Here is a 19,829-nt window from a genome sequence, read left to right as displayed (position 1 = left end):
CGATGCAAGCCCACGCAGCGCGCCATGTCCAGCACTCTCACCTTTCCACCCAGCGCCGAATCCATGGCAAGGCCAGCACGACGGCGATGATGACCGAAGCGCCAAAATAGAAGCCCGCGCTCATGAACTCGGCTTTCCCAAACACCCAGGCAGCGAGCACGATCCCATAGACCGGCTCCATATTGTAAACGACGTTGACCGTGAAAACGCTGACGCGGCGCAGCACATCCATGAACCCCGCATAAGCGGCCACGGTGCACACCAGGGAGAGCACCGCGAGCCACAGCGCAGAAGCGGCGTCAGGCAGCTCCGGCAGGAGTCCGTTTTCCAGAAAGGGGCGTGAAATCCACGCCGCGATGCATGCGCCGCCCATTTGATAAAAGCCAATGACGCTCCAGTGCGTGTCCCGGGCGACCTGCTGCTTGCTCAAAGTGGCAAAGAAAGCGGCCAGCACGGCGGCGGCGATGGCCACGGAAAAGCCGAGCCAGTAACGGAACTCCACCTGATAGATGAGCCATACGGCCCCGACCATGACCGCACCCACCAGAAGTTCGGCAACCCGCCAGCGCCGTGAACCATCAATGACAGGCTCGATCAATGAGGACCACAGCATGGCCGTGGGCATCACCGCCAAACAGACCGAAGCGGTGGCCAGCCGGGCGGACCAAAAGAACAAAATCCAGTGCAATCCCAAAATAAGGCCCACTGCGATCATCGCTAAAATTCGACGCCGGGACACCGAAAGTGAGTGCCCCATGCAGCGCGCCAGCGCCCCAAAGCAGAGCACAGCCAGCGCCGTGCGCCACAGCACCACATCCACAGGCGGCAGCAGGATGAGCTTGCCCAAAATCGCCGTAAGTCCCCAGGCCAGCACGACAAGATGCAGCTGGATGTAATTACGCAGATTGGAACGGGACATGCTAAGTGACGGATTTGTTGCTCCAGCAGTTACGCGTGCTGGGAGGCTCAATTTTTAGGCCTCATACAAGGACGAAAACCTTCCATCCGCCATCTATACATCCTCCGGCCTCAAATAACGGCAAGAACTCCCTTAGAACTTACGCCTTGACGTGGAGCGGTGCGGAAGCAGTAATGCAGGCTGGTCATGCTCCATTTTGGGCGTGCCTTGCCGCCCAGTCTTTATCTCGCCTGCTCACTCTGCCCTGCCTATGAATCACGGAACTTCCCATCTGTCTCGCCTGACACTTTTATTTGTAGTGGCCATCACACTTTTAACCGCCACAACGGAGCAGGCACGAGCACAAGCAGGCCTCCCTGCAGCGCCTGCGGTAAAAAAGATCGTGCAGGATGTTCAAGTCGTCATCAAAGGAGCGGTCAAGCTGGATGAAAATCGCATTCGCAGCCAGCTGTCCACCCGTGTGGGGCAGCCGTTCAGCAATGAGTCCGTGGAACGTGACATCCGTGCGCTCTACAGCACAGGCGCGGTGGAAAACCTGGACATCCGCGCGGTGGACGTGCCAGGCGGCGTCAAGGTCATCGTCGAAATCATCGGTCGCGGCGGCATTGCAGAGATCAATTTCATTGGCAACACCGCCATCGACAACAGCAAGCTGCGCAAGGACATCGCGGTCAAAGTGGGCGACCCGGTGGATGACATCAAGCTTTCCGCTGCGCAGCAAAAGATTGTGGAACTGTACGAGAAGAAAGGGTTCTCCGATGTCATCGCAAGCTATGACATCACCCCGTCCGCCCGTGAAGGGTTCTCCACGGTGACTTTCAAGATCGACGAGGGCGCGCGCGGCATCATTCATGACATCCGCTTCGAAGGCAATACCGCCATCAAGTCCCGTGTGCTCCGCGGCAGCATCAAATCCCAGGAGCACCACATCTGGAACTTGTGGGGCAAAAAAGGCAAGCTGAGCAATCAGGATCTGCAGGAAGACATCAAGAAGATCGAGCAGGCCTTTCAGGACAAGGGGTACGTCTATGCCAAGGTGACAGAGGTGCGGCGCGAGCCCGTTTCATCCAAGCAGATGGACCTCGTCTATGTGATCAATGAGGGCGCCAAGTATGACGTCTCGGCGGTCAAAATCGCCGGCAACACCATTTTCACCACCGAAGTCTTGATGCAGGGCATCAAGACTGAACCCGGCTTCCCTTATGTCGGCAGCTTCATCAAGGCTGATGAAAAGATGGTTCAAGACTACTACGGCTCCCGTGGCTACGCCGATGCACGTGTGGAGACCAGCATTTTGGAGACCGGAGCCGGACAGGTCGCGGTGGCCTACAACATCACGGAAGGCACCAAGTCCTACATCAGCAAGGTGAACATTTCCGGCAACTCGGTCACGAAGGATGAAGTGATCCGCCGTGAACTTCCCTTTGCCCCGGGTGAGGAGCTCAACACCGTGAAAATCGAGGCCGGCAAAAGCCGTCTGCAAAACCTGAACTACTTCAGCTCGGTGGACATGCGCAACACGCCCACCACCGCCCCCGGCTACAAGGATGTGGACATCAACGTGCAGGAGCAGTCTACCGGCACCGTGAACTTCGGCGCAGGTTTCAGCTCCATCGACAGCATCACCGGGTTCATCCAGGTGACCCAGACCAACTTTGACATCCGCGACTGGAAGGATTTCCGCGGTGGTGGCCAGCGTTTCAACGCCAACATCCGTGCGGGTGCCCTCCGTCGTGACGTCACGGTCAGCTGGACCGAACCGTGGTTCCTTGGGCGTGAACTGGCTCTCACCGTTGAAGCGTTCTATCACAACCTCTATTACCTCTCCAACTTCTTCAACCAAACCAACGTCGGCGTCTCGTCCGGTTTGCGTAAACGGCTGGGCGAGCACGCCTACATTGAGAGCACCTACACCCTGCAGCAGATCCAAATCGGCAGCATTGCCAGCGGTGCCTCCGCTCTCATCGCCCAGGAGGCTGGCTCCTATATTCAAAGCAAGATCGACACAAACTTCGTGCACGACACGCGTGACAGCGTCTTCATCACCCGCAGCGGTCACAAGATCGAAGCCGGAATCCTTCTGTCAGGTCTTGGCGGTGATGTGCCGGTTTACGGCGGCAACATCGGCGGCCAGCAGTATTTCAACCTGCCTGGAGACACCATCCTGAGCTTTGAAGGCATGTTCCGTGTCGTCAACAGCTGGAACAGCAACCGGGTGCCCATTTTTGAGCGTCAGTTCCTCGGCGGTGCCAACAACCTGCGCGGCTTCACCTACCGTCATGCCGGCCCCAAGGACAACACTGGGGAGCCCATCGGCGGTCTGACATCCATCTATGCCTCCAGCGAATTTTCCGTTCCGGTGCACATCACCGCCAACACGGAAAAGTCACCACGCGTGGTGTTCTTCGGTGACGTCGGCTCCATTGGCGGGGCCACCGGCGCCGCCTATGGCAATGGTGCCATCTATTCAGATGCGGGCATCGGTCTTCGACTCTTCCTTCCCGTCGGCCCTATCCGTGTTGACTATGCGGTTCCAATTGGCAAGGACGCCACTTCAGGCAACGGTGGCCGCTTCCAGTTCAACATGGGCTACAAGTTCTAGCAGCGTGTTGTTCAGACAATTTGTTTGTCTGCCCCTCCAATCTCATTCAAAATCCCACACTTATGATTCGCAGCGCGTTCATCGCCCTCATCCTCGCCACCGTCACTCTTCAGGCCGCCGATCTCAAAATCGGTGTGATCGACATGTCCAAAGTCTTCCAGGAATTTCACAAAACCAAGACCGCTGCGGACAAGTACAAGGCCAATTACGAAAAAGCCGCCCAGGAAATGACTGAGCGTCAGAACACGTATAAAAACCTGGCTGCGGAAGCCCAAAAGCTCCAGAAAATCGCCAGCGATCCGATCATCACTCCCGAGCAGCGTGCCAAATACGGCGCCGAACTGGGTGAAAAGGTGAAGGAAATCCGCGCCCTGGAAATGGAAATGCAGGAATTCGCTGACCGCCGCCAGCAGCAGCTCAAGCAGGAAGACATGCAGATCCGCAAGGGCCTGTACGAGGAGATTCTCGTCGTCGTCCGCGACCGCTCCAAGGCAGATGCCTACGACATCGTTTTCGACAAGACCGGCGTCAGCCTTTCCACGGTGCCGATCATTCTGCACGTCAGAGAAGGTGCCGCCACCGATCTCACCGATCAGCTCATCGTCGAATTGAACAAAGATGCGCCACCTCCTGGTGCCGAGCCCAAGAAAGAAGGAGCCGCCGCTCCGGCGCCCAAGGCTGAGGAACCCAAAAAATAGCCTGCGGCTGTCAGTTGTTCCAAGGCACGCCGCAAACATTTGCGACGTGCCTTTTTTTGTTCCAGCGTAGAGCTGTATTCGTCTGCAATCATGAGCCATTCCATCACACTTCAGAAACTCACTGAACTCGTCGGAGGAACACTCACCGCGGGCAGCCCGGAATCCATTATCTCCGGACTGAACTCCATTTTGGAAGCCAGCCCGGGTGAAGTGACTTTCCTTGGCAATGCACGCTACCTGCCTGCGCTCAAGACCACCCGTGCCTCCGCCGCCCTCGTGCCTGAGGATCTTGACGCTGAGGAAGCAAGGGAGGGTCTTGCGCTCATTCGCCTTAAAAACCCCACTTTCGCCTTCTCTCATGTCATTCGTTTCTTTGGCCCTCCCGCCATTGAATTTGTGCCCGGCGTGCATCCCACCGCCACGGTGGCCAGTGACGTGGTTTACGACCCGCAAAAGGTCAGCATCGGTCCGCATGCCGTCGTTGAAAGCGGCGTTCATCTTGGTGATGGCTGCACCATTCACGCAGGCGTCTACCTGGGTCGTGGAGTCAAACTCGGCGCCGACTGCATCATTCACGCCAACGCCATCATCAAGGAATACTGCATTCTGGGCCAGCGTGTCATTCTCCATAGTGGTTCCGTGATCGGCAGCGACGGCTTCGGCTACGAGCAGGTTCAAGGCCGTCATCAAAAGATCGATCAAGTCGGCATCGTACAGATCGATGACGATGTCGAAATCGGCTCCTGCACCACGATTGACCGCGCCCGCTTCGGCCGCACCTGGATCGGCGAGGGCTGCAAGATCGACAATCTGGTGCAGATCGGCCACAACTGCGCACTTGGGAAGCACTGCATCATCGTCTCACAAACCGGCATCTCAGGCAGCACCCGCCTGGGCAACTACGTCACCATGGGGGGCCAGGTCGGCGTGGCCGGTCACCTGGAAATTGGCGACAAGGTCATGTTTCTTGCCAAATCCGGTGTCACCAAAAGCATCCTGGAAGCGGGTGCCTACACCGGCTACCCCGCCCGTCCGCTCATGGAAGGGCGCAAGATGCTCAGCCTCCCGGCCAAAATCCCTGATTTGCTGGATCGCGTGCGCGCCTTGGAAAAAAAACTCGCCGCCCTCGAAAGCGGCGCGGTCCAATCCTGAGCAAGACGCGTAACTTTGCCTGAAGCCAGCGCAGACGTTGCCAAGGGCAGGTCTTCGATCTATTTTCATTCCCCCCATGACCGCCGCCTCCATCCTTCCCCTTCCCGTGATGCCCGACAGCCACGGCCACTTTGGCCAGTATGGCGGCATGTTCGTGCCAGAGACGCTCATGGCGGCGCTGACTGAACTTTCGGATCATTACGAAAAGGCGAAAGCCGACCCTGCTTTTCAGAAGGAACTGGACCGGCTGCTCCACGAATATGTCGGCCGCCCGACGCCGCTGTACTTTGCCGAACGCTGGACCGAAAAGCTCGGCGGTGCCAAAATTTACCTCAAACGCGAAGACCTGCTGCACACCGGCGCGCACAAGATCAACAACGCCCTCGGACAGATCCTGCTGGCACAACGCCTCGGCAAGAAGCGCATCATCGCCGAAACGGGCGCCGGCCAGCACGGTGTCGCCACCGCCACGGTGTGCGCACGTTTTGGCTGCGAATGCGTCATCTACATGGGAAAGGTGGACATGGAGCGCCAGGCGCTGAACGTCGCACGCATGCGGTTCCTCGGGGCCAAGGTCGTCGCCGTGACGGCAGGTCAGGCCACGCTCAAGGAAGCGGTGAATGAGGCCATGCGCGACTGGGTGACCAATGTGCGCACCACGCATTACATCCTCGGCTCCGCCCTCGGTTCTCACCCCTTCCCCATGATGGTGCGTGATTTCCACCGCATCATCGGCGTCGAGGCACGCCGCCAGATCTTGGAGCGTGAGGAGCGTCTGCCGGATCTTCTCGTCGCTTGTGTCGGCGGCGGCAGCAACAGCATCGGCCTCTTCCACCCATTCCTGAATGACAAGGATGTGCGCATGACCGGCGTCGAAGCCGGCGGTGACGGCATCATCCCCGAGCGCCATGCCGCACGCTTCCAAGGCGGGCGTCTGGGCGTTCTTCAAGGCACCAAGACCTGGCTGCTGGCCAATGCCGACGGCCAGATTGAGCTCACTCACAGCGTCAGCGCCGGACTCGACTACGCCGCCATCGGCCCCGAACACGCCTGGCTGCATGAGCAGGGCCGTGTGACCTACAATTACGCTACTGATGACGAGGCGCTCGCCGCGTTCCAGGAGCTCAGCCAGGTCGAAGGCATCATCCCCGCCCTCGAAAGCAGCCATGCCATCGCCGAAGTCCACAAAGTGGCTCCGACCATGCGCAAAGACCAGATCATCCTCGCGAATCTTTCCGGTCGCGGAGACAAGGACGTGGCCCAGGCCGCACGCATGATCTTCGGCGAGGAATTGAAGTTTTGAGATATGCTGCCCGCTCCGATAGCCGAAGACATGTCGCAGCTGAAATCGCTGCTGCATGACTCGCTATCCCCGCATATGCCTGCAGCGCAGAAGGACATGCGCATCCTCAATCTGGCCTGCGGGCGCTGTGATGAAGCAGAGACCTTGATCAAAGTCGGTTCCGAACTCACCCAGGGCGGCGAGGTCGAAATGATCGGCGCGGACATTCGCATTCGCGAAATCCGGCAGGCCCGTGAAACGCATGGCCACCTGCCGGCGCAGTTTTTGATCGAGGACGCCACCAAGATCGACCAGCACAAGGAATTGAGTGATGACTTCAACATGGTCTTCCTGCGCCACCAAAACTTCTGGCATGGCCAGGAGCTGTGGAAGAAGATCTTCGACCAGGGCATCGCCAAGCTGAGGCCCGACGGCATGCTGGTCATCACCAGCTATTTCGATGTCGAGCACCGGCTCGCGCTGCGTGCGCTGGAGTCGCTGGGAATGGAAGTCGTCAGCAACAAGCGCAACAAGAACAGCCGGGCCCTGCAGGATGCCCCGGGCAAGTCCGTGGACCGCTGGGTGGCCGTCTTGCGGCAGCGGCAGGCCTGAGACAGGCTGCCAAGACCATTTACAAGGACCCCGCAAAGCGGTAAACTCCTTCCCCTTCCCCAATATTCCATGAATCGCCTTTCTTACGTCCTCACCCTTCTGGCGGCGCTTGTACTTGCCGCACCGGTGTCGCATGCACAGTCCGTTGATGCCAGCAGCGAGGTGGCCGACCAGTACTTCCGCGGCTTTGTCCTCAACAATGAAGCCGCCGCTCTCGAAAACTCCGGTGACTTGACGCTCGCGCAGACCAAATTCAAACAGGCCGGCGAGATCATGGACAGCATCGCCCGGAACTACCCGACGTGGCAGCCGGAAATGCGGGCTGCACGTCAGCACAAGATTCAAGACGCTCTTGCAAGGCTGCAGTCACGTTCCTTGCAGGCACAGGCGGCCGCAACAGCACCCGCTGCAGCACCAGCCCCTGCGGCAGCCGTGGCTCCGGCCCCTGCGATGGCAGCGGCCACCATTCCATCTCCCGGTGTGCTGGCACAACCCGCCGTCACCATGCCCACCACCCCGGGTTCCCTGCCAAGCCTCAACGACTTGCTGAGCCAATGGGAGCAGATGCACAAGAAGCGGGTTCTGGAACTGGAAGCGCAGAACAACCAGCAGCAGATCGATCTCGGCAAATGGCAGAACTGGTACCAGTGGGCCTCCGGGGAGATCACCACCGCACGCCAGCAAAATGACGCCCTCGGCAAAAAGGCCAGTGCTTTGGAGCAGAGCATCCTGGCCATGGGCAGGGAGGTGGCAGCAGGCCAGGCCGCGCAGGGTCAGCTGGCCAAGGTGATGGAAGAAAAAATGGCGGTGGATCTGGAGATGCGCAAAAACGCCCAGCGGCTGACAGCCGCTGAAACTGCTGCCAAAGAGGCCTCCCAAAAACTGACTGATGCCTCCGCACAAATGGCCGCCGCACAACAGGAGCGTGACAAACTGCTCAAGGAACGTGACCAAATTGTGAAGGAACGTGATGGAGCAGTCGCTCAGCGCGACGAAGCGGTGAAACAGCGTGAATCAGCCGTCAAAGAACGTGATGCCGCCAGCGCCCTCAGCCTGGGATTGAAGACTGAGATGGAAGGTTTGAAAAAGAAAACCGGCAGCACTGAAATGAAGCGCCTCATTGCTGAGAACGAACGCTTGAAAAAGGAGATCGCCGAGGCGCAGAAGCAGGTGGAAACGCTGAAGGCGGATGTCGGACGCAAGGATCAGGAAATCGTGGCCCTGCGCGGCCAGCTCACCGGTCTGCAGGGCCAGATGGCCGAACTCCGCAAAGAAAGCGCCACCTATCAGACCCAGGTGGCCGAGCTGACAAAGCAGCTCAAGGAAGTGCAGGGCGGCATGGAGGGCAAGATCGCCACTTCACCTGAGCTCACCCAGGAAAATGAAATGCTGCGCGGCATCATCATGCGCCAGCTGCGTACCCAGCATCGTCAGCAGGCTGCCAAGGACCTCATGATCGCTGAACTGCAGAAAATGGAAAGCGCCTCCAACGATCTCGTCAAGCAGGTCGAGGAAATGAAGAACGCGCGGATGATTTTGACACCGGAGGAGGAGAAACTTTTCTCCGACCCCGTCGTGCGGGAACTGCTGGGCCCCAAGGGCGTGCAGGCCACTCTCATCGCCAACGCATCGCCGGACAGTGATAAAAAGGCAGTTCCTCCCGCACCAACCTCCGTCGAAAAACTCATCAGCCAGGCCAACGAAAGCTACATGGACAAGGATTTCGAAAGCGCTGCCAAGCAATATCAGGACGCGCTGCGGGCCGAGCCCAAAAACGTCACCGCTCTCATCGGCCTGGGCATCACACGCCAGCGTGAAAACAAACATGCCGATGCGGAAGTGTCCCTGCAGAAGGCGCTGGCCTACGATCCGACCAACGAACCCGCCTCGTTCGCGCTCGGCGTCACCTATTTCAAACAGGAGCGCTGGAAGGACGCGATGACCTACTTCGAGAAGAGCCTCGCCAAACGTCCTGACAACGCCAGTGGCCGGCATTACCTCGGCATCATCGCCACCAAGCTCAATCTGATGGAACGTGCCGAACGCGAGTTCAAGACGGCCCTGGCCATTGATCCTGCCTACGGCGAGGCTCATTTCAATCTGGCCGTGCTCTACATCACCTGGGATCCGCCGCAGTGGGACAAGGCGCGTGCTGAGTACGGTGAAGCGATCAAAAAGGGTGTGCGGCCCGACCCCAACCTCGAAAAACTGCTCGAAGGCGGCAAGGTGTCGCAGCGTTAAGAAGACGACGGACGCAAGGTTTCCGTCGCTCTTCAGCCATGAAAACCCTGTTCGCTTTCTTATTCGCGGTCTCCGGCCTTGCAGCGCAAACCTTGGTTGAAATCGGCACCAAGGCAGATGACCTGGTGATCGATCTGCGCTACACCACGGCAGACAATTATTTCAAAACGGCGTTCTATCCCAAGCATGCGCGTGCCTGGCTGCGCCCGGCCACGGCTGCCAAACTGGCGCTGGTACAAGCGGAATTGAAATCCCAGGGCCTCGGCTTGAAAATCTGGGATGCGTACCGCCCGCTCGCTGTCCAGCGGGCGATGTGGAGGACGCTGCCCGATGCGCGCTTCGTGGCAGATCCCGCCAAGGGTGGGCGGCATAACCGGGGCGCCGCCGTGGATGCAACCCTCGTCGATGCCCGTGGTGTGGAACTGCCGATGCCGACGGCGCACGATGACTTTTCCGAAAAAGCCGGTGCTCATTTCAAACTGGTGCCGCCCGAAATTTTCAAGAACCGCGAAAAACTCCAGCAGGTGATGACAAAGCACGGCTTCGCGTTGTTCGAAAGCGAATGGTGGCATTTTGACGATGCTGACTGGGAAAGGTATGAGGCCCTGGACCTTCCGATGGGCACGCCCCAGGCGCAGAAGCACCTGCTGCTGGACCCGCGTGTGGTTGAGGCCGCAGTGAATGCCAGACTTGTTCTCGGCACTCCACAGAAGCATCCGGCCAATCCGCTGTTTCAGGCGGACAAACCGTGGGAGAATTCGATGAACAATCTCTATCCCAATGTGATCTGGGACGAAGATGAGCAGCTCTTCAAACTCTGGTACAAGTGTGTTCTGGCCGACAAGGAAGTCATCGCGCAGATGGATCAGCCCAGCACGGTGCATGATGTCGGCTGGTATCTGCTGTATGCCACCTCCCGGGATGGCATCCGCTGGGACAAGCCCGAACTGGGGCTGCACAAATTTGCCGGCAGCAGCGCCAACAACATCGTCGCCCGTGACTGCCCCAATGTCGGCGTGTTCAAAGACCTGCATGATGCCGATCCGGCACGACGCTACAAAATGGTGAGCGATGTCGGCCTTGGCAAACCGCAGGTGCGTTTCTCAGCCGATGGCATTCACTGGGGCGAGGCCATGGCCGCCCACGGCTTCGGCGCACAGAACGGTGACACCCACAACAATGCGTTCTGGGATGAACGCAGCGGCAAATACCTGTGGTTCACCAAACTCTATCTGGGCGAACGGCTGGTCTCGCGCTTCGAGAGCGCCGACTTCCTCACCTGGAAAAATGATGGCCTCGTCCTGCGCTCCAGCCTTGCAGAAGGCCGTGCCAGCCAGACCTACTGCATGCCGGTGTTCCGTTACGGCAGCCTCTATCTGAGCTTTGTGATGATGTACCACGTCGGCAGCGACCGCTCGGTCGATTGCGAGCTGGCGTGGAGTCCCGACGGCCTGCAATGGCAGCGCGTGGCCCCCGGGACGCCGTTCATCCCACGCGGAGCGAAGGGCAGCTATGACAGCGAATGCATCTACGCGATGGCCGGCCCGCCCATTTTGAAAGACGGCAAACTCATGATCTTCTACGGCGGAGACGACTTTCCCCACACCGGCTGGAAGCGTCATTGCCTGCCCTGTCTGGCGACGCTGCGTCCTGATGGATTTGCAGGCTACACACCCATCGAGGCCGGCCAGCCCTCCCATGTGCTGACTCGGGCGCTGCGACTGACGTCGGAGCCGGTGTGCATAACTGCCGATGTGGCTCCTGGCGGCAGCCTGCGTGTCCTCGCCGTGGATGAACAGGGTACAGTCTTGGATACGGCAGAACCTGTTTCAATGTCCGTGACCGATGCGGCGCTGCAATGGACCAAGGGTACATTGAAGGACCCGACTGCGCGTTTCAAAATCGAACTCAATCATGCTGTGCTGTATGCCATCAGCGGTGGCGAATTGGTGAGACAGGAGCTGCCCCCAGCGAAAAATCCGTTGAAGTCGGCGACGCGGGTGATCCATCCCGCAACGACACAGACGATCTCATTCGATACCGATGCTCAAGGCTGGAAGGGCGTCGATCAACTCGAACACCATGCCGCAGGAGGCGCGAAAGGCGGCTACATTCATGTTTCGCGCAGCGGCAGGGCGCTGCCCATTGCCCTCTCTCCGGTGACGGCCAAAGAATCACCGCTGGCGGGTGACTGGACCCAGATCATCGGCGGCAACGGAGCCGAGATCACCTGCCATGTGCGCTCAGCCAAGGCGGGAGGGCGTGTGATGATCGAGCTGTTTGCGAATGACATCGCGCAGTGGCAGTTCGAGACGCAGACCCAGTTCTCGCCTGAGTGGACCAAGGCGGTCGCCACTCTGCGCTACGACTGGGACGATGCCGAAGCATTGGCCGCAGGCTGGAAACGTGCGGCCAGCAGCTTCTCATGGACGGACACGATTCAACACATCGGCAAGGTCGTGATCGTCCCCGGCGCAGCAGGTGCGCAGGGGAGTTTCGATCTGGATGAGTTGAGCGTCAGCGGTTCAGGCCGCTGAGATCAGGGACGAACTTCTTCGCCGGTGGTCGCATTCGTCAGCGTGATCTGCTCGCGGTGGAAAGCAGGATCGCTGCGGAAGGTGAGTCGCGCCTGATACTTGCGTTCGAGATCGACCAGCAGCTCACCATCTTCGGTCTTGAGGCGGGTCATCACCTCGGGATGCACGATGACGATGAGGCTCTTCTGATCTTCCTTGGCACGGCCCAGCACCGAGACAAGACGGCGCTGCAGCTCCACGCTCATGGTGAGCGGTGTCTTGACCTGGCCGTGGCCTTTGCAGTACGGGCAGGGTTCGTAGAGCGTGGTGCCGAGGCTCTCATTGAGACGCTGGCGGGTCATCTCCATGAGGCCGAACTGCGAGATGGGCAGCACCTGGGTCTTCGCCTTGTCACGCTTGAGGTGGTCAATCATGAGCTTGTACACGGCCTGCTGATCGCGGCGGTGCTTCATGTCAATGAAGTCCACCACGATGAGGCCGCCCATGTTGCGCAGGCGGAGCTGCCGCGCGACTTCGGCGGCGGCTTCGAGATTGGTTTCAAGCAGGAGCTTGTCGACGTCCTTGTGGCCTTTGTTGCGGCCCGTATTGACGTCAATGGAGACGAGCGCCTCGGTTTGATCGATCACGATGTAGCCCCCGCACGGCATCCAGACCTGGCGGTAGAAGGCGTTGTCGATCTGCTTTTGAATGCCGTAGTGCTCAAAGATGGCGCTCTGCCCTTGGTAATAATTGATGCGGCGCTTCGCACGGCCGGAGATGTGGGCCGCCATGCGCTGCATGCGCTCGACGGTGGCGGCGTCATCGCAGGCGACTTCGTCGATGTCCTCTGTGAGAAAATCACGCACCGTGCGCTCGACGAGATCAGGCTCCTGAAAGCAGCAGACGGGCGCGTTCTGGCCGTCGCGCTTGGCGACGATCTGGTCCCACTCGTCGAGGAGGATGTTCAAATCGCGCACGATGTGGCGCGCGCGCTTGCCGGAGGCTTCGGTGCGCAGGATGATGCCCATGCCTTCGGGCAGGCTGATTTTTTCGATGATCTTGCGGAGACGGGAGCGCTCCTTCGGATCTTCGATCTTGCGCGAGATGCCGCAGGTGTCGTTCAGCGGCATCAAGACCAGCAGACGTCCGGCGAGGGAGATGTTGGTGGTGACGCGCGGGCCTTTGTTGCCCACGGGACCTTTGGTGACCTGCACCATGATCTCCGAACCGATCGGGTACAGAGTGGGGATGTCCTTGGCCTCAATGCGCTTTTTCTTTTTGCTGCCGCCACGGTTGATCTCCTCCAGACCGGCATCCAGCGCCGCCGGAATGGCGTCCCAGAAATGCAGGAAGGCGTTTTTGTCGAACCCGATGTCGATGAACATGGCCTTGAGACCCTGCTCAATGTTGCGGATGCGGCCTTTAAACACGCTGCCAATGAGGCTCTGGGTGCCGACGCGCTCGATGTTGTATTCTTCGACGACGCCCTTGTCGAGCAAGGCGACGCGGTTCTCCAACTTCTCGCAGTTGATGACGAGGCGCACGCCGCTTTTGATGTCGCGTTTGCCTGTAAGCAGTTCTTTGATTCTTTGAACGAAGGTCAATGCCATAATATAAAGTCTCCCTGAAAATGATGCAGTTCTTCAGCGGAAGATCCTGCGGAAAAATCCGCCTCCGCTGGGAGCGGAATCGGATGGTTTGTTCTCCTGGGAACCTCCCCGGTTGAAAATACCGACCCTGCGCACTGGCACGGCCTTGGGCACATTCTGTCCGGAGTTTCTTCCCGCCGATCCCGCTGAATCGGCCTTCCGTTTGATGTTGGGCGTCGTATTCACACGCGGCGCGTCAGCATCAGCCGGTTCTGGCGCGGACACACCCGTGCCCACGTCACCATCCTCATCCGCGCCGAGGCCCTCGGGCACCGCAGCGTCAGCATATTGGACGGATGCTATATGATTGAAATGACCTTCCGCAGGCTCCATCGGGGTGACATCCACGATGTACTTCGGATTGTCCAAAGCCAGACATTGCTCAAGCACCCGGCGCGCCACCGGCGCAGCACAGCCACCGCCGGATTTGCCGTTTTGCACGAGCACAGCCACGGCGAATTTAGGATCCTTGTAGGGCGCGAAACAGATGAACCAAGTATGATTGTCGTCATGCTTGACGCGCTTCTCGTCGAGGCGCCAGTTCTGGGCCGTGCCGGTCTTGCCTGCGACCTCCACGCCGGTGATGCGGGCTCCTTTGCCCGTGCCGGAGGGATCATTGACGACCTTCCACATGCCTCTGCGAATGACTTCGATCTCCTCGGGTTTCACGCTGGCCGAAAGATCGCCGCGGAGACTGGGGGGATTTTCCAGCACGGCCTGGTCATGATCCATGACCCGTTTCAGCAGATGCGGACTCCATGCCTTGCCACCATTGGCGACCGTGGCGCTGACCGAGGCCATTTGCAGGGGGGAGGCGAGCACAAACCCCTGCCCGATGGAGGTGTTGGCGGTGAAGCCGTCACTCCAGCGCTCCGCAGGGTGATTCGCGCGCAGCCAGTCTGGGTTGGGAAGAATGCCGGGGCTTTCGTCTTCGAGTTCAATGCCGGTCTTGGTGCCCAGGCCGAGGATTTTGCCCACTTTGGTGATGTTGCCGATGCCCGCCGCATTGCCATAGCGGTAGAAGAAGCAGTTGCAGGAATATTTGATGGCGTCGCTGAGACCCAGGGTGCCATGCGAGCCGCCGCTCTGGCGCTGAATCCAGCACTGCATCGCCTTGGTGCCATAGGTGACGCTGCCGCTGCAGTTGAAATGGTTCAGGTTGATGCGGGCCAGACAGCCGGCAAACGAGATCGGAATTTTGAAGGTGGAGCCCGGCACATGGCCTTTCACCGCACGGTTCAGCAACGGTACGGTTTTGTTTTCCAGCAGCGCATCCCAGTCGGACTGCTGGATGCTGGGAATGAACTGGTTGGGATCGAACGAGGGAACGGAAACCATCGCCAGCACCTCCCCGGAGCTTGGCTCGATCACGGCCACGGCACCCCGGCCGATCTTGGCGTCACGCAGAGCCTTGTCGGCAATGATCTGCATGCGTGCATCAAGCGTCAGATAGACATCGTTGCCCTTGCGAGGCTCCACATATTCTTCATCCACTTCACCGACGGGTCGGCCGCGCTGGTCACGCTGCATGACGCGCACACCGGGCTTGCCGCGCAGGTAGTTGTCGAAGCTTTTCTCCACGCCGGCACCGCCGAAGTCATCCGGCACGTAATAGTCCCAGCCCTTGCGGTCTTCGGCCGAGGCGCGCTGGTCGTCTGGCAGGCGCACGTAGCCGAGGATGTGGCAGGCGACTGACTTCAGCGGATACACGCGCGAGGCACGCTCAGCGACGGTGACACCCGGCAGCCCCAGGTTGTGTTCGGCGATCCGGCTGAACTCAGCGAAGGTCAGATCATCGCGGTACACCCATGGCACCGCACCACCAAAGCTGCGGTAATGCACACGCAGGGAATCCACCGAGTAGTCCTTGTGAACCCCCATCTCGATCATGCGGGCGGTGATTGTCTCCTCGAAAATCTTGTAAATATCGAGTTCGGGCTTCATCCTCTTGATGCCCCTTTCAGAGATTTCAAAGGTGATCTCCGGCACGGCTGTCTTCTTGATCTTGGCGAGGCGCTTGTAATCAGTGACGACCTCCGCGAGATTGATGCGAACCTCAAAGCTGGCCTTGTTGGTGGCAAGCACGACGCCGTTGCGGTCCTTGATCTCCCCGCGCGGACCGGGAATACGCGCGCGTTCCTTTTTCGCCCCGGGGATCATCTTGGCAAACTCCTCCCGGCGGTCAATCTGCAGCGACCACAGCCTGAACACAAGCAGTCCAAACCCGCACATCATGGCGAGGGAGAACAGATAGAGGCGGAAGCGATATTTAACGACCATCGAAACGATACCTCAGGCCTTCGTATTTAATTTCATAACTCGACAGACGGGCGAGCGAATAGAGCAGCAAAAAGATGAGCGGCGCGGCAAGCATGGCAAGCAGGGAGTCCGTGATCATCTTCGTCCACACGCCCGCCGGAAACTGCAGGGAGCCACGCAGGAACGTGATGATGAGATACTGCGAAATCAGCCACACAAACACCGCCAGGCCGACCATCAGCACAGGGAGCTCAAGACGGCCCCGTTTGAACAACGGACGGATGCCCTGAAGCAAGGTGCCGAGCATGCCAAACAGGACGATGGAGAGGCCAAATGGCAGCGGGTGGCTGCCAGCCCCCAGTTCAACGTCCGCACCGGTGCCAAACACATCCTCCGCACCTGACAGGCTTTCCAGGACTCCCGGCAGATGGCGGGCATCCCAGAGAAAACCGGTGATGAAAGCCAGCAGCAGCATCATCGAAAAAGGTGCGGCCACGGAAGCACTGAAGAAAAACACCGCCGGCAGAAACAGCGTGGCAAACTGGGCGATCTCCAGCCCGGGAATGAACTCCTGCACCATGAAGGTGAGCAGCAGCAGAATGATGGAGATCGGGTGGAACAACATGGCGGCTCAGGGCTTGGCGCGTGCCGGTGTCGCTGCAGGTTCCGGTGTGGGCTCGGCCACCTGCATTTCAATCACAAAGACATAATCCAAGGTGGAGAAATCAACGGCGGGTTCGATGACGGCCTCTCCGGAAATTTCACGGTTTTCAAAACGCTTCACACGGCCCAGCAGCAGATCCGCAGGAAACACCCCGCCTTCACCTGACGAATAAACCCCTGCACCGGCATTGATGTTTGAGTTGCGGTGGAGGAAACGCAGATGCAGCTCAGGGCGCACTTCCAGGGCGGCACGTTCGCCGCCGAGAATGCCCTGCTCCAGCGTCCCTTCGATCTTGGCCGACACACGGCACATCTCATCCGTCAGCAAAATCACCTTGGCCATGTGCGGGGCCAGCGTGGAAGTCTTCCCCACCAGGCCCACGGATGTGATCACCGGACTGTCTGTGCCGATGCCATCGAGTGAACCTTTGTCGATGATCAAACTGTTCCACCAGGTGGTGGAACTGCGGCGGATCACCTTGGCGGCCGTCATTTTAAAAGGGGCCGACTGCTTGAACTCGATGAGCTGGCGCAGCTTGGCGTTCTCCTCGATGATCTGATTGTACTTCTGCTGAATGATGCGCAGCCGCTCCAGCTGGACGCGCTGCTCATCGTTTTCCCGCTTCATTTCGACCGGATTGATCTGCGGGGCCACGGCAGACTCCGCCGCCTGCTCCATCGCCGCACTGCTGTGGATGAAAGGAGACAGCAGACTCAGGACACGAGACTGGATCTGCCGGGTGGTCGCGGTGTCAAAGGTGAACACGGCAACCAGCCCTGCCACGAAGATCAGAAGCGCGAGGATGTTGAGCTTTTTCATGATTGGCCTTTCCTCCGGGCTGGGTGCGGTGCTCTTCGGCGGATGCTTTCAAGCGGACGCAGTGCAGCACGAAATGGTCATCAGACTTCGGTCGTGCTCACTTTGCGCAGGAATTCCAGCTCACTGAGCACTCGTCCGGTGCCTTCGCCGACGGCGCTGAGCGGATCCTCCGCCACATGCACCGGGAGCGCTGTCTCTTCCTGCAGCAATTTGTCGAGGCCGCGCAGCAGCGCACCGCCACCGGCAAGCATGATGCCACGATCCACCAGGTCGGCGGAGAGTTCCGGCGGGCAGCGTTCCAATGTGGTGCGCACCGCGTCGATGATCGCATTGAGCGGCTCCAGCATGGCTTCGCGTACTTCCTGGCTCGTGATGGTGATGGTCTTCGGCAGGCCGGCCACCATGTCGCGCCCTTTGACTTCCATGGTCGTTTCCTTGCCCAGCGGGAAGGCGGAGCCGATGCGCAGCTTGATTTCTTCCGCAGTGCGCTCGCCAATCATGAGATTGTAGGCCCGCTTCATGTAATTGATGATCGCCTCGTCGAGTTCATCGCCAGCCACGCGCACGCTGCGGCTGTAAACGATGCCGGAGAGCGAGATGATCGCCACTTCCGTGGTGCCGCCGCCAATGTCGACGATCATGTTGCCCGCAGCTTCCTGCACCGGCAGACCCACACCGATGGCCGCAGCCATGGGCTCTTCGATCAGATAAACTTCACGCGCGCCAGCCTGCTCGGCGCTTTCCTTCACCGCACGCTTTTCCACTTCCGTGATGCCGGAGGGCACGGCGATGACAACACGCGGCCCGCGCATCTTGCGCCCGCCGCCCTGGACTTTTTTGATGAAGTGGCGCAGCATGGCCTCCGTCACGCGGAAGTCGGCAATCACGCCGTCCTTCAACGGGCGGATGGCCGTGATGCCGCCGGGCGTACGCCCCAGCATGCGCTTGGCGTCGTCACCCACAGCGACGACTTCGTTGGTGCCGGTTTTAACCGCCACTACCGAAGGTTCTCTGAGGACGATGCCGTGATCTTTTACATAGACGAGAGTGTTTGCCGTGCCGAGATCGATGCCGATGTCTTGGGCGACGAAGCCAAAAAGTTTGCCGAACATTGAGAATAAATGGGAAAGGTGTTGAAGCGTGCAGGCGTCAGAATCCAGATGCGCGACGGAGAATTCCAACTGTTTTGAGAATCACGAAAAGCCACGCGCGCAAGGGCAATCTAACCCATCTTAAAGCTAAAACCGCCTGAAAATGCGTCAAGGGATGTTTCTTAGAAGCTCGGAATTGGTAAATTCAGGCCATTTGGGGCCAAAAGCCATCCTTGTCAGCCCCGGATGCGGCTGAATTTGGCCTGTTCGACGCCAAAAACCCGCCCCGCGAGGTGGTCGGCGTCCGCCCAGTCCAAATTCGTCGTCGTAATGATCTTCTGCGTTCCCGCTGGCAGGCAGGACAGCAGGGCCCGACGGCGGTGGGCATCCAGTTCGCCGAAAACGTCATCCATCAGCATCAGAGGGGGAGCACCGCAGGCGTGCTCCAGCACCTGCGCTTGGGCGAGTTTCAGCGCCAGTGCAAACGACCGCTGCTGGCCTTCGGAGGCAAAGGTGGTCGCGTCCAGATCATTCAAGCGCATCCCAATATCATCACGGTGCGGTCCGAATGCGGTCGAACGCGTGCGAGATTCTTCATCCCGCATCGTCTGCAATGCCTCAAACAAGCCCAGCGCCGAATCACTGGTGCGCTGATAGGTGATGCACACATTTTCCACCCCATCACTGAGCTTCGCATGCGCCAGTGACACCTCCGGCCCCAGGGCGGCGCACAGTTCTGCACGCCGCTGCCAGAGTGTTTGGGCAAAGCCGTCCATCACCCGCGCAAAGGCGTCCGCCTGCTTCCACGCGATGCTGGCATCCCGTTTCAACACATGATTACGGCCACGCAGGGCGCGCTCATAACCACGCAGCGCATGCAGGTAATCGGGAAACATCTGGCTCGCAGCGAAGTCGAGAAACCTGCGCCGATGCTCCGCCCCCCCGCGCAGCAAATTCATGTCGCGATGATCCATCCATACCACCACGCCCGAGGCGGCCAGATAGTCTGCTGATCTGCCGCAGGTGGCGCCATCCACCGCCAGCCGCCGCGTCGTGGCCGACTGCGCATAGCGCAGCCGTTTGCCACGCCAGTGGGCTTCCACCAAACATGTGGCAGCACCAAAGCGCACCATCTCGGCGCGGTTCGATGTTCGGGGGGATTGCAGCCGCAGCAGCACGCATGCGGCCTCGATGAGGGAGGTTTTCCCCTGGGCATTCCTGCCTACGAGCAGCGTCACATCGGGATGCAGCTCCAGCTTCGCCTCGGCGAAGCAGCGGAAATCGCGCACAAACAGGTCGGAGAGCATGCAGGCAAAACACTTCTG

14 protein-coding genes are annotated in these 19,829 nt (G+C 59.4%); 7 read left to right on the top strand and 7 right to left on the bottom strand.

Going from position 1 to position 19,829, the window contains the following annotated elements:
- Window positions 1-37: 37 nt before the first annotated feature.
- Window positions 38-919 (bottom strand): DMT family transporter, encoded by an 882-nt coding sequence (locus tag ACILSL_RS05160; RefSeq protein WP_395730933.1) that lies wholly within the window; start codon window positions 917-919, stop codon window positions 38-40.
- 382 nt (window positions 920-1,301) lie between these two features.
- On the opposite strand from ACILSL_RS05160, the gene bamA reads away from it, so the two are divergent.
- The 7 genes from bamA (at window position 1,302) to ACILSL_RS05125 (ending at window position 12,043) form a co-directional block, all read left to right on the top strand.
- The gene (bamA, locus tag ACILSL_RS05155; RefSeq protein WP_395730932.1) at window positions 1,302-3,521 is read left to right on the top strand and encodes an outer membrane protein assembly factor BamA; all 2,220 of its coding nucleotides are present in this window, start codon (window positions 1,302-1,304) and stop codon (window positions 3,519-3,521) included.
- Between the two features lie 62 nt (window positions 3,522-3,583).
- A complete protein-coding gene (locus tag ACILSL_RS05150) occupies window positions 3,584-4,219 on the top strand; it encodes an OmpH family outer membrane protein (RefSeq protein WP_395730931.1) in 636 nt (211 codons plus the stop codon).
- Between the two features lie 90 nt (window positions 4,220-4,309).
- Window positions 4,310-5,371, top strand: coding sequence for a UDP-3-O-(3-hydroxymyristoyl)glucosamine N-acyltransferase (gene lpxD / locus ACILSL_RS05145; RefSeq protein ID WP_395730930.1), 1,062 nt, complete (start codon window positions 4,310-4,312; stop codon window positions 5,369-5,371).
- A gap of 76 nt (window positions 5,372-5,447) precedes the next feature.
- Window positions 5,448-6,674 carry a tryptophan synthase subunit beta gene (gene trpB / locus ACILSL_RS05140; protein WP_395730929.1) on the top strand — a complete coding sequence of 409 codons (1,227 nt, stop codon included), beginning with the start codon at window positions 5,448-5,450 and terminating at the stop codon, window positions 6,672-6,674.
- Window positions 6,675-6,677: 3 nt separating this feature from the next.
- Entirely contained in the window at window positions 6,678-7,265 is a 588-nt protein-coding gene (locus ACILSL_RS05135; RefSeq protein WP_395730928.1) for a methyltransferase domain-containing protein, read from the top strand.
- Between the two features lie 69 nt (window positions 7,266-7,334).
- A complete protein-coding gene (locus ACILSL_RS05130) occupies window positions 7,335-9,506 on the top strand; it encodes a tetratricopeptide repeat protein (protein ID WP_395730927.1) in 2,172 nt (723 codons plus the stop codon).
- A 38-nt stretch (window positions 9,507-9,544) separates the two neighbouring features.
- On the top strand, window positions 9,545-12,043 hold the full coding sequence (locus ACILSL_RS05125) for a M15 family metallopeptidase (RefSeq protein WP_395730926.1): 2,499 nt from the start codon (window positions 9,545-9,547) through the stop codon (window positions 12,041-12,043).
- A 2-nt stretch (window positions 12,044-12,045) separates the two neighbouring features.
- Here the strand turns inward: ACILSL_RS05125 and ACILSL_RS05120 are convergent, their stop codons facing one another.
- From ACILSL_RS05120 to recF, 6 genes are all read right to left on the bottom strand, one after another.
- Entirely contained in the window at window positions 12,046-13,632 is a 1,587-nt protein-coding gene (locus ACILSL_RS05120) for a ribonuclease E/G (protein ID WP_395730925.1), read from the bottom strand.
- Window positions 13,633-13,665: 33 nt separating this feature from the next.
- Window positions 13,666-15,951: a penicillin-binding protein 2 gene (gene mrdA / locus ACILSL_RS05115; RefSeq protein WP_395730924.1), complete on the bottom strand. Its 2,286-nt coding sequence runs from the start codon at window positions 15,949-15,951 to the stop codon at window positions 13,666-13,668.
- A complete protein-coding gene (locus ACILSL_RS05110) occupies window positions 15,941-16,555 on the bottom strand; it encodes a hypothetical protein (protein ID WP_395730923.1) in 615 nt (204 codons plus the stop codon). The genes mrdA and ACILSL_RS05110 overlap by 11 nt, the downstream gene beginning before the upstream one ends.
- Window positions 16,556-16,561: 6 nt before the next feature.
- Window positions 16,562-17,413 (bottom strand): rod shape-determining protein MreC, encoded by an 852-nt coding sequence (gene mreC / locus ACILSL_RS05105; protein ID WP_395730922.1) that lies wholly within the window; start codon window positions 17,411-17,413, stop codon window positions 16,562-16,564.
- Window positions 17,414-17,493: 80 nt separating this feature from the next.
- The gene (locus ACILSL_RS05100; protein WP_377169129.1) at window positions 17,494-18,525 is read right to left on the bottom strand and encodes a rod shape-determining protein; all 1,032 of its coding nucleotides are present in this window, start codon (window positions 18,523-18,525) and stop codon (window positions 17,494-17,496) included.
- A 215-nt stretch (window positions 18,526-18,740) separates the two neighbouring features.
- Complete coding sequence (recF, locus tag ACILSL_RS05095) at window positions 18,741-19,811, bottom strand: DNA replication/repair protein RecF (RefSeq protein WP_395730921.1); 1,071 nt, start codon at window positions 19,809-19,811, stop codon at window positions 18,741-18,743.
- Between the last annotated feature and the right edge of the window lie 18 nt (window positions 19,812-19,829).

Origin of the sequence: Prosthecobacter sp. (genome assembly GCF_044222345.1) — a bacterium.
GTDB lineage: Bacteria > Verrucomicrobiota > Verrucomicrobiia > Verrucomicrobiales > Verrucomicrobiaceae > Prosthecobacter.
This window is presented reverse-complemented; position numbering and strand designations above follow the sequence as displayed.

Coding starts and splice junctions, on each gene's coding strand:
- ACILSL_RS05125 (WP_395730926.1), top strand. CDS start 9,545: ATGAAAACCCTGTTCGCTTTCTTATTCGCGGTCTCCGGCCTTGCAGCG.
- mreC (WP_395730922.1), bottom strand. CDS start 17,413: ATGAAAAAGCTCAACATCCTCGCGCTTCTGATCTTCGTGGCAGGGCTG.
- ACILSL_RS05150 (WP_395730931.1), top strand. CDS start 3,584: ATGATTCGCAGCGCGTTCATCGCCCTCATCCTCGCCACCGTCACTCTT.
- recF (WP_395730921.1), bottom strand. CDS start 19,811: ATGCTCTCCGACCTGTTTGTGCGCGATTTCCGCTGCTTCGCCGAGGCG.
- ACILSL_RS05160 (WP_395730933.1), bottom strand. CDS start 919: ATGTCCCGTTCCAATCTGCGTAATTACATCCAGCTGCATCTTGTCGTG.
- ACILSL_RS05120 (WP_395730925.1), bottom strand. CDS start 13,632: ATGGCATTGACCTTCGTTCAAAGAATCAAAGAACTGCTTACAGGCAAA.
- ACILSL_RS05100 (WP_377169129.1), bottom strand. CDS start 18,525: ATGTTCGGCAAACTTTTTGGCTTCGTCGCCCAAGACATCGGCATCGAT.
- ACILSL_RS05110 (WP_395730923.1), bottom strand. CDS start 16,555: ATGTTGTTCCACCCGATCTCCATCATTCTGCTGCTGCTCACCTTCATG.
- ACILSL_RS05135 (WP_395730928.1), top strand. CDS start 6,678: ATGCTGCCCGCTCCGATAGCCGAAGACATGTCGCAGCTGAAATCGCTG.
- mrdA (WP_395730924.1), bottom strand. CDS start 15,951: ATGGTCGTTAAATATCGCTTCCGCCTCTATCTGTTCTCCCTCGCCATG.
- trpB (WP_395730929.1), top strand. CDS start 5,448: ATGACCGCCGCCTCCATCCTTCCCCTTCCCGTGATGCCCGACAGCCAC.
- lpxD (WP_395730930.1), top strand. CDS start 4,310: ATGAGCCATTCCATCACACTTCAGAAACTCACTGAACTCGTCGGAGGA.
- ACILSL_RS05130 (WP_395730927.1), top strand. CDS start 7,335: ATGAATCGCCTTTCTTACGTCCTCACCCTTCTGGCGGCGCTTGTACTT.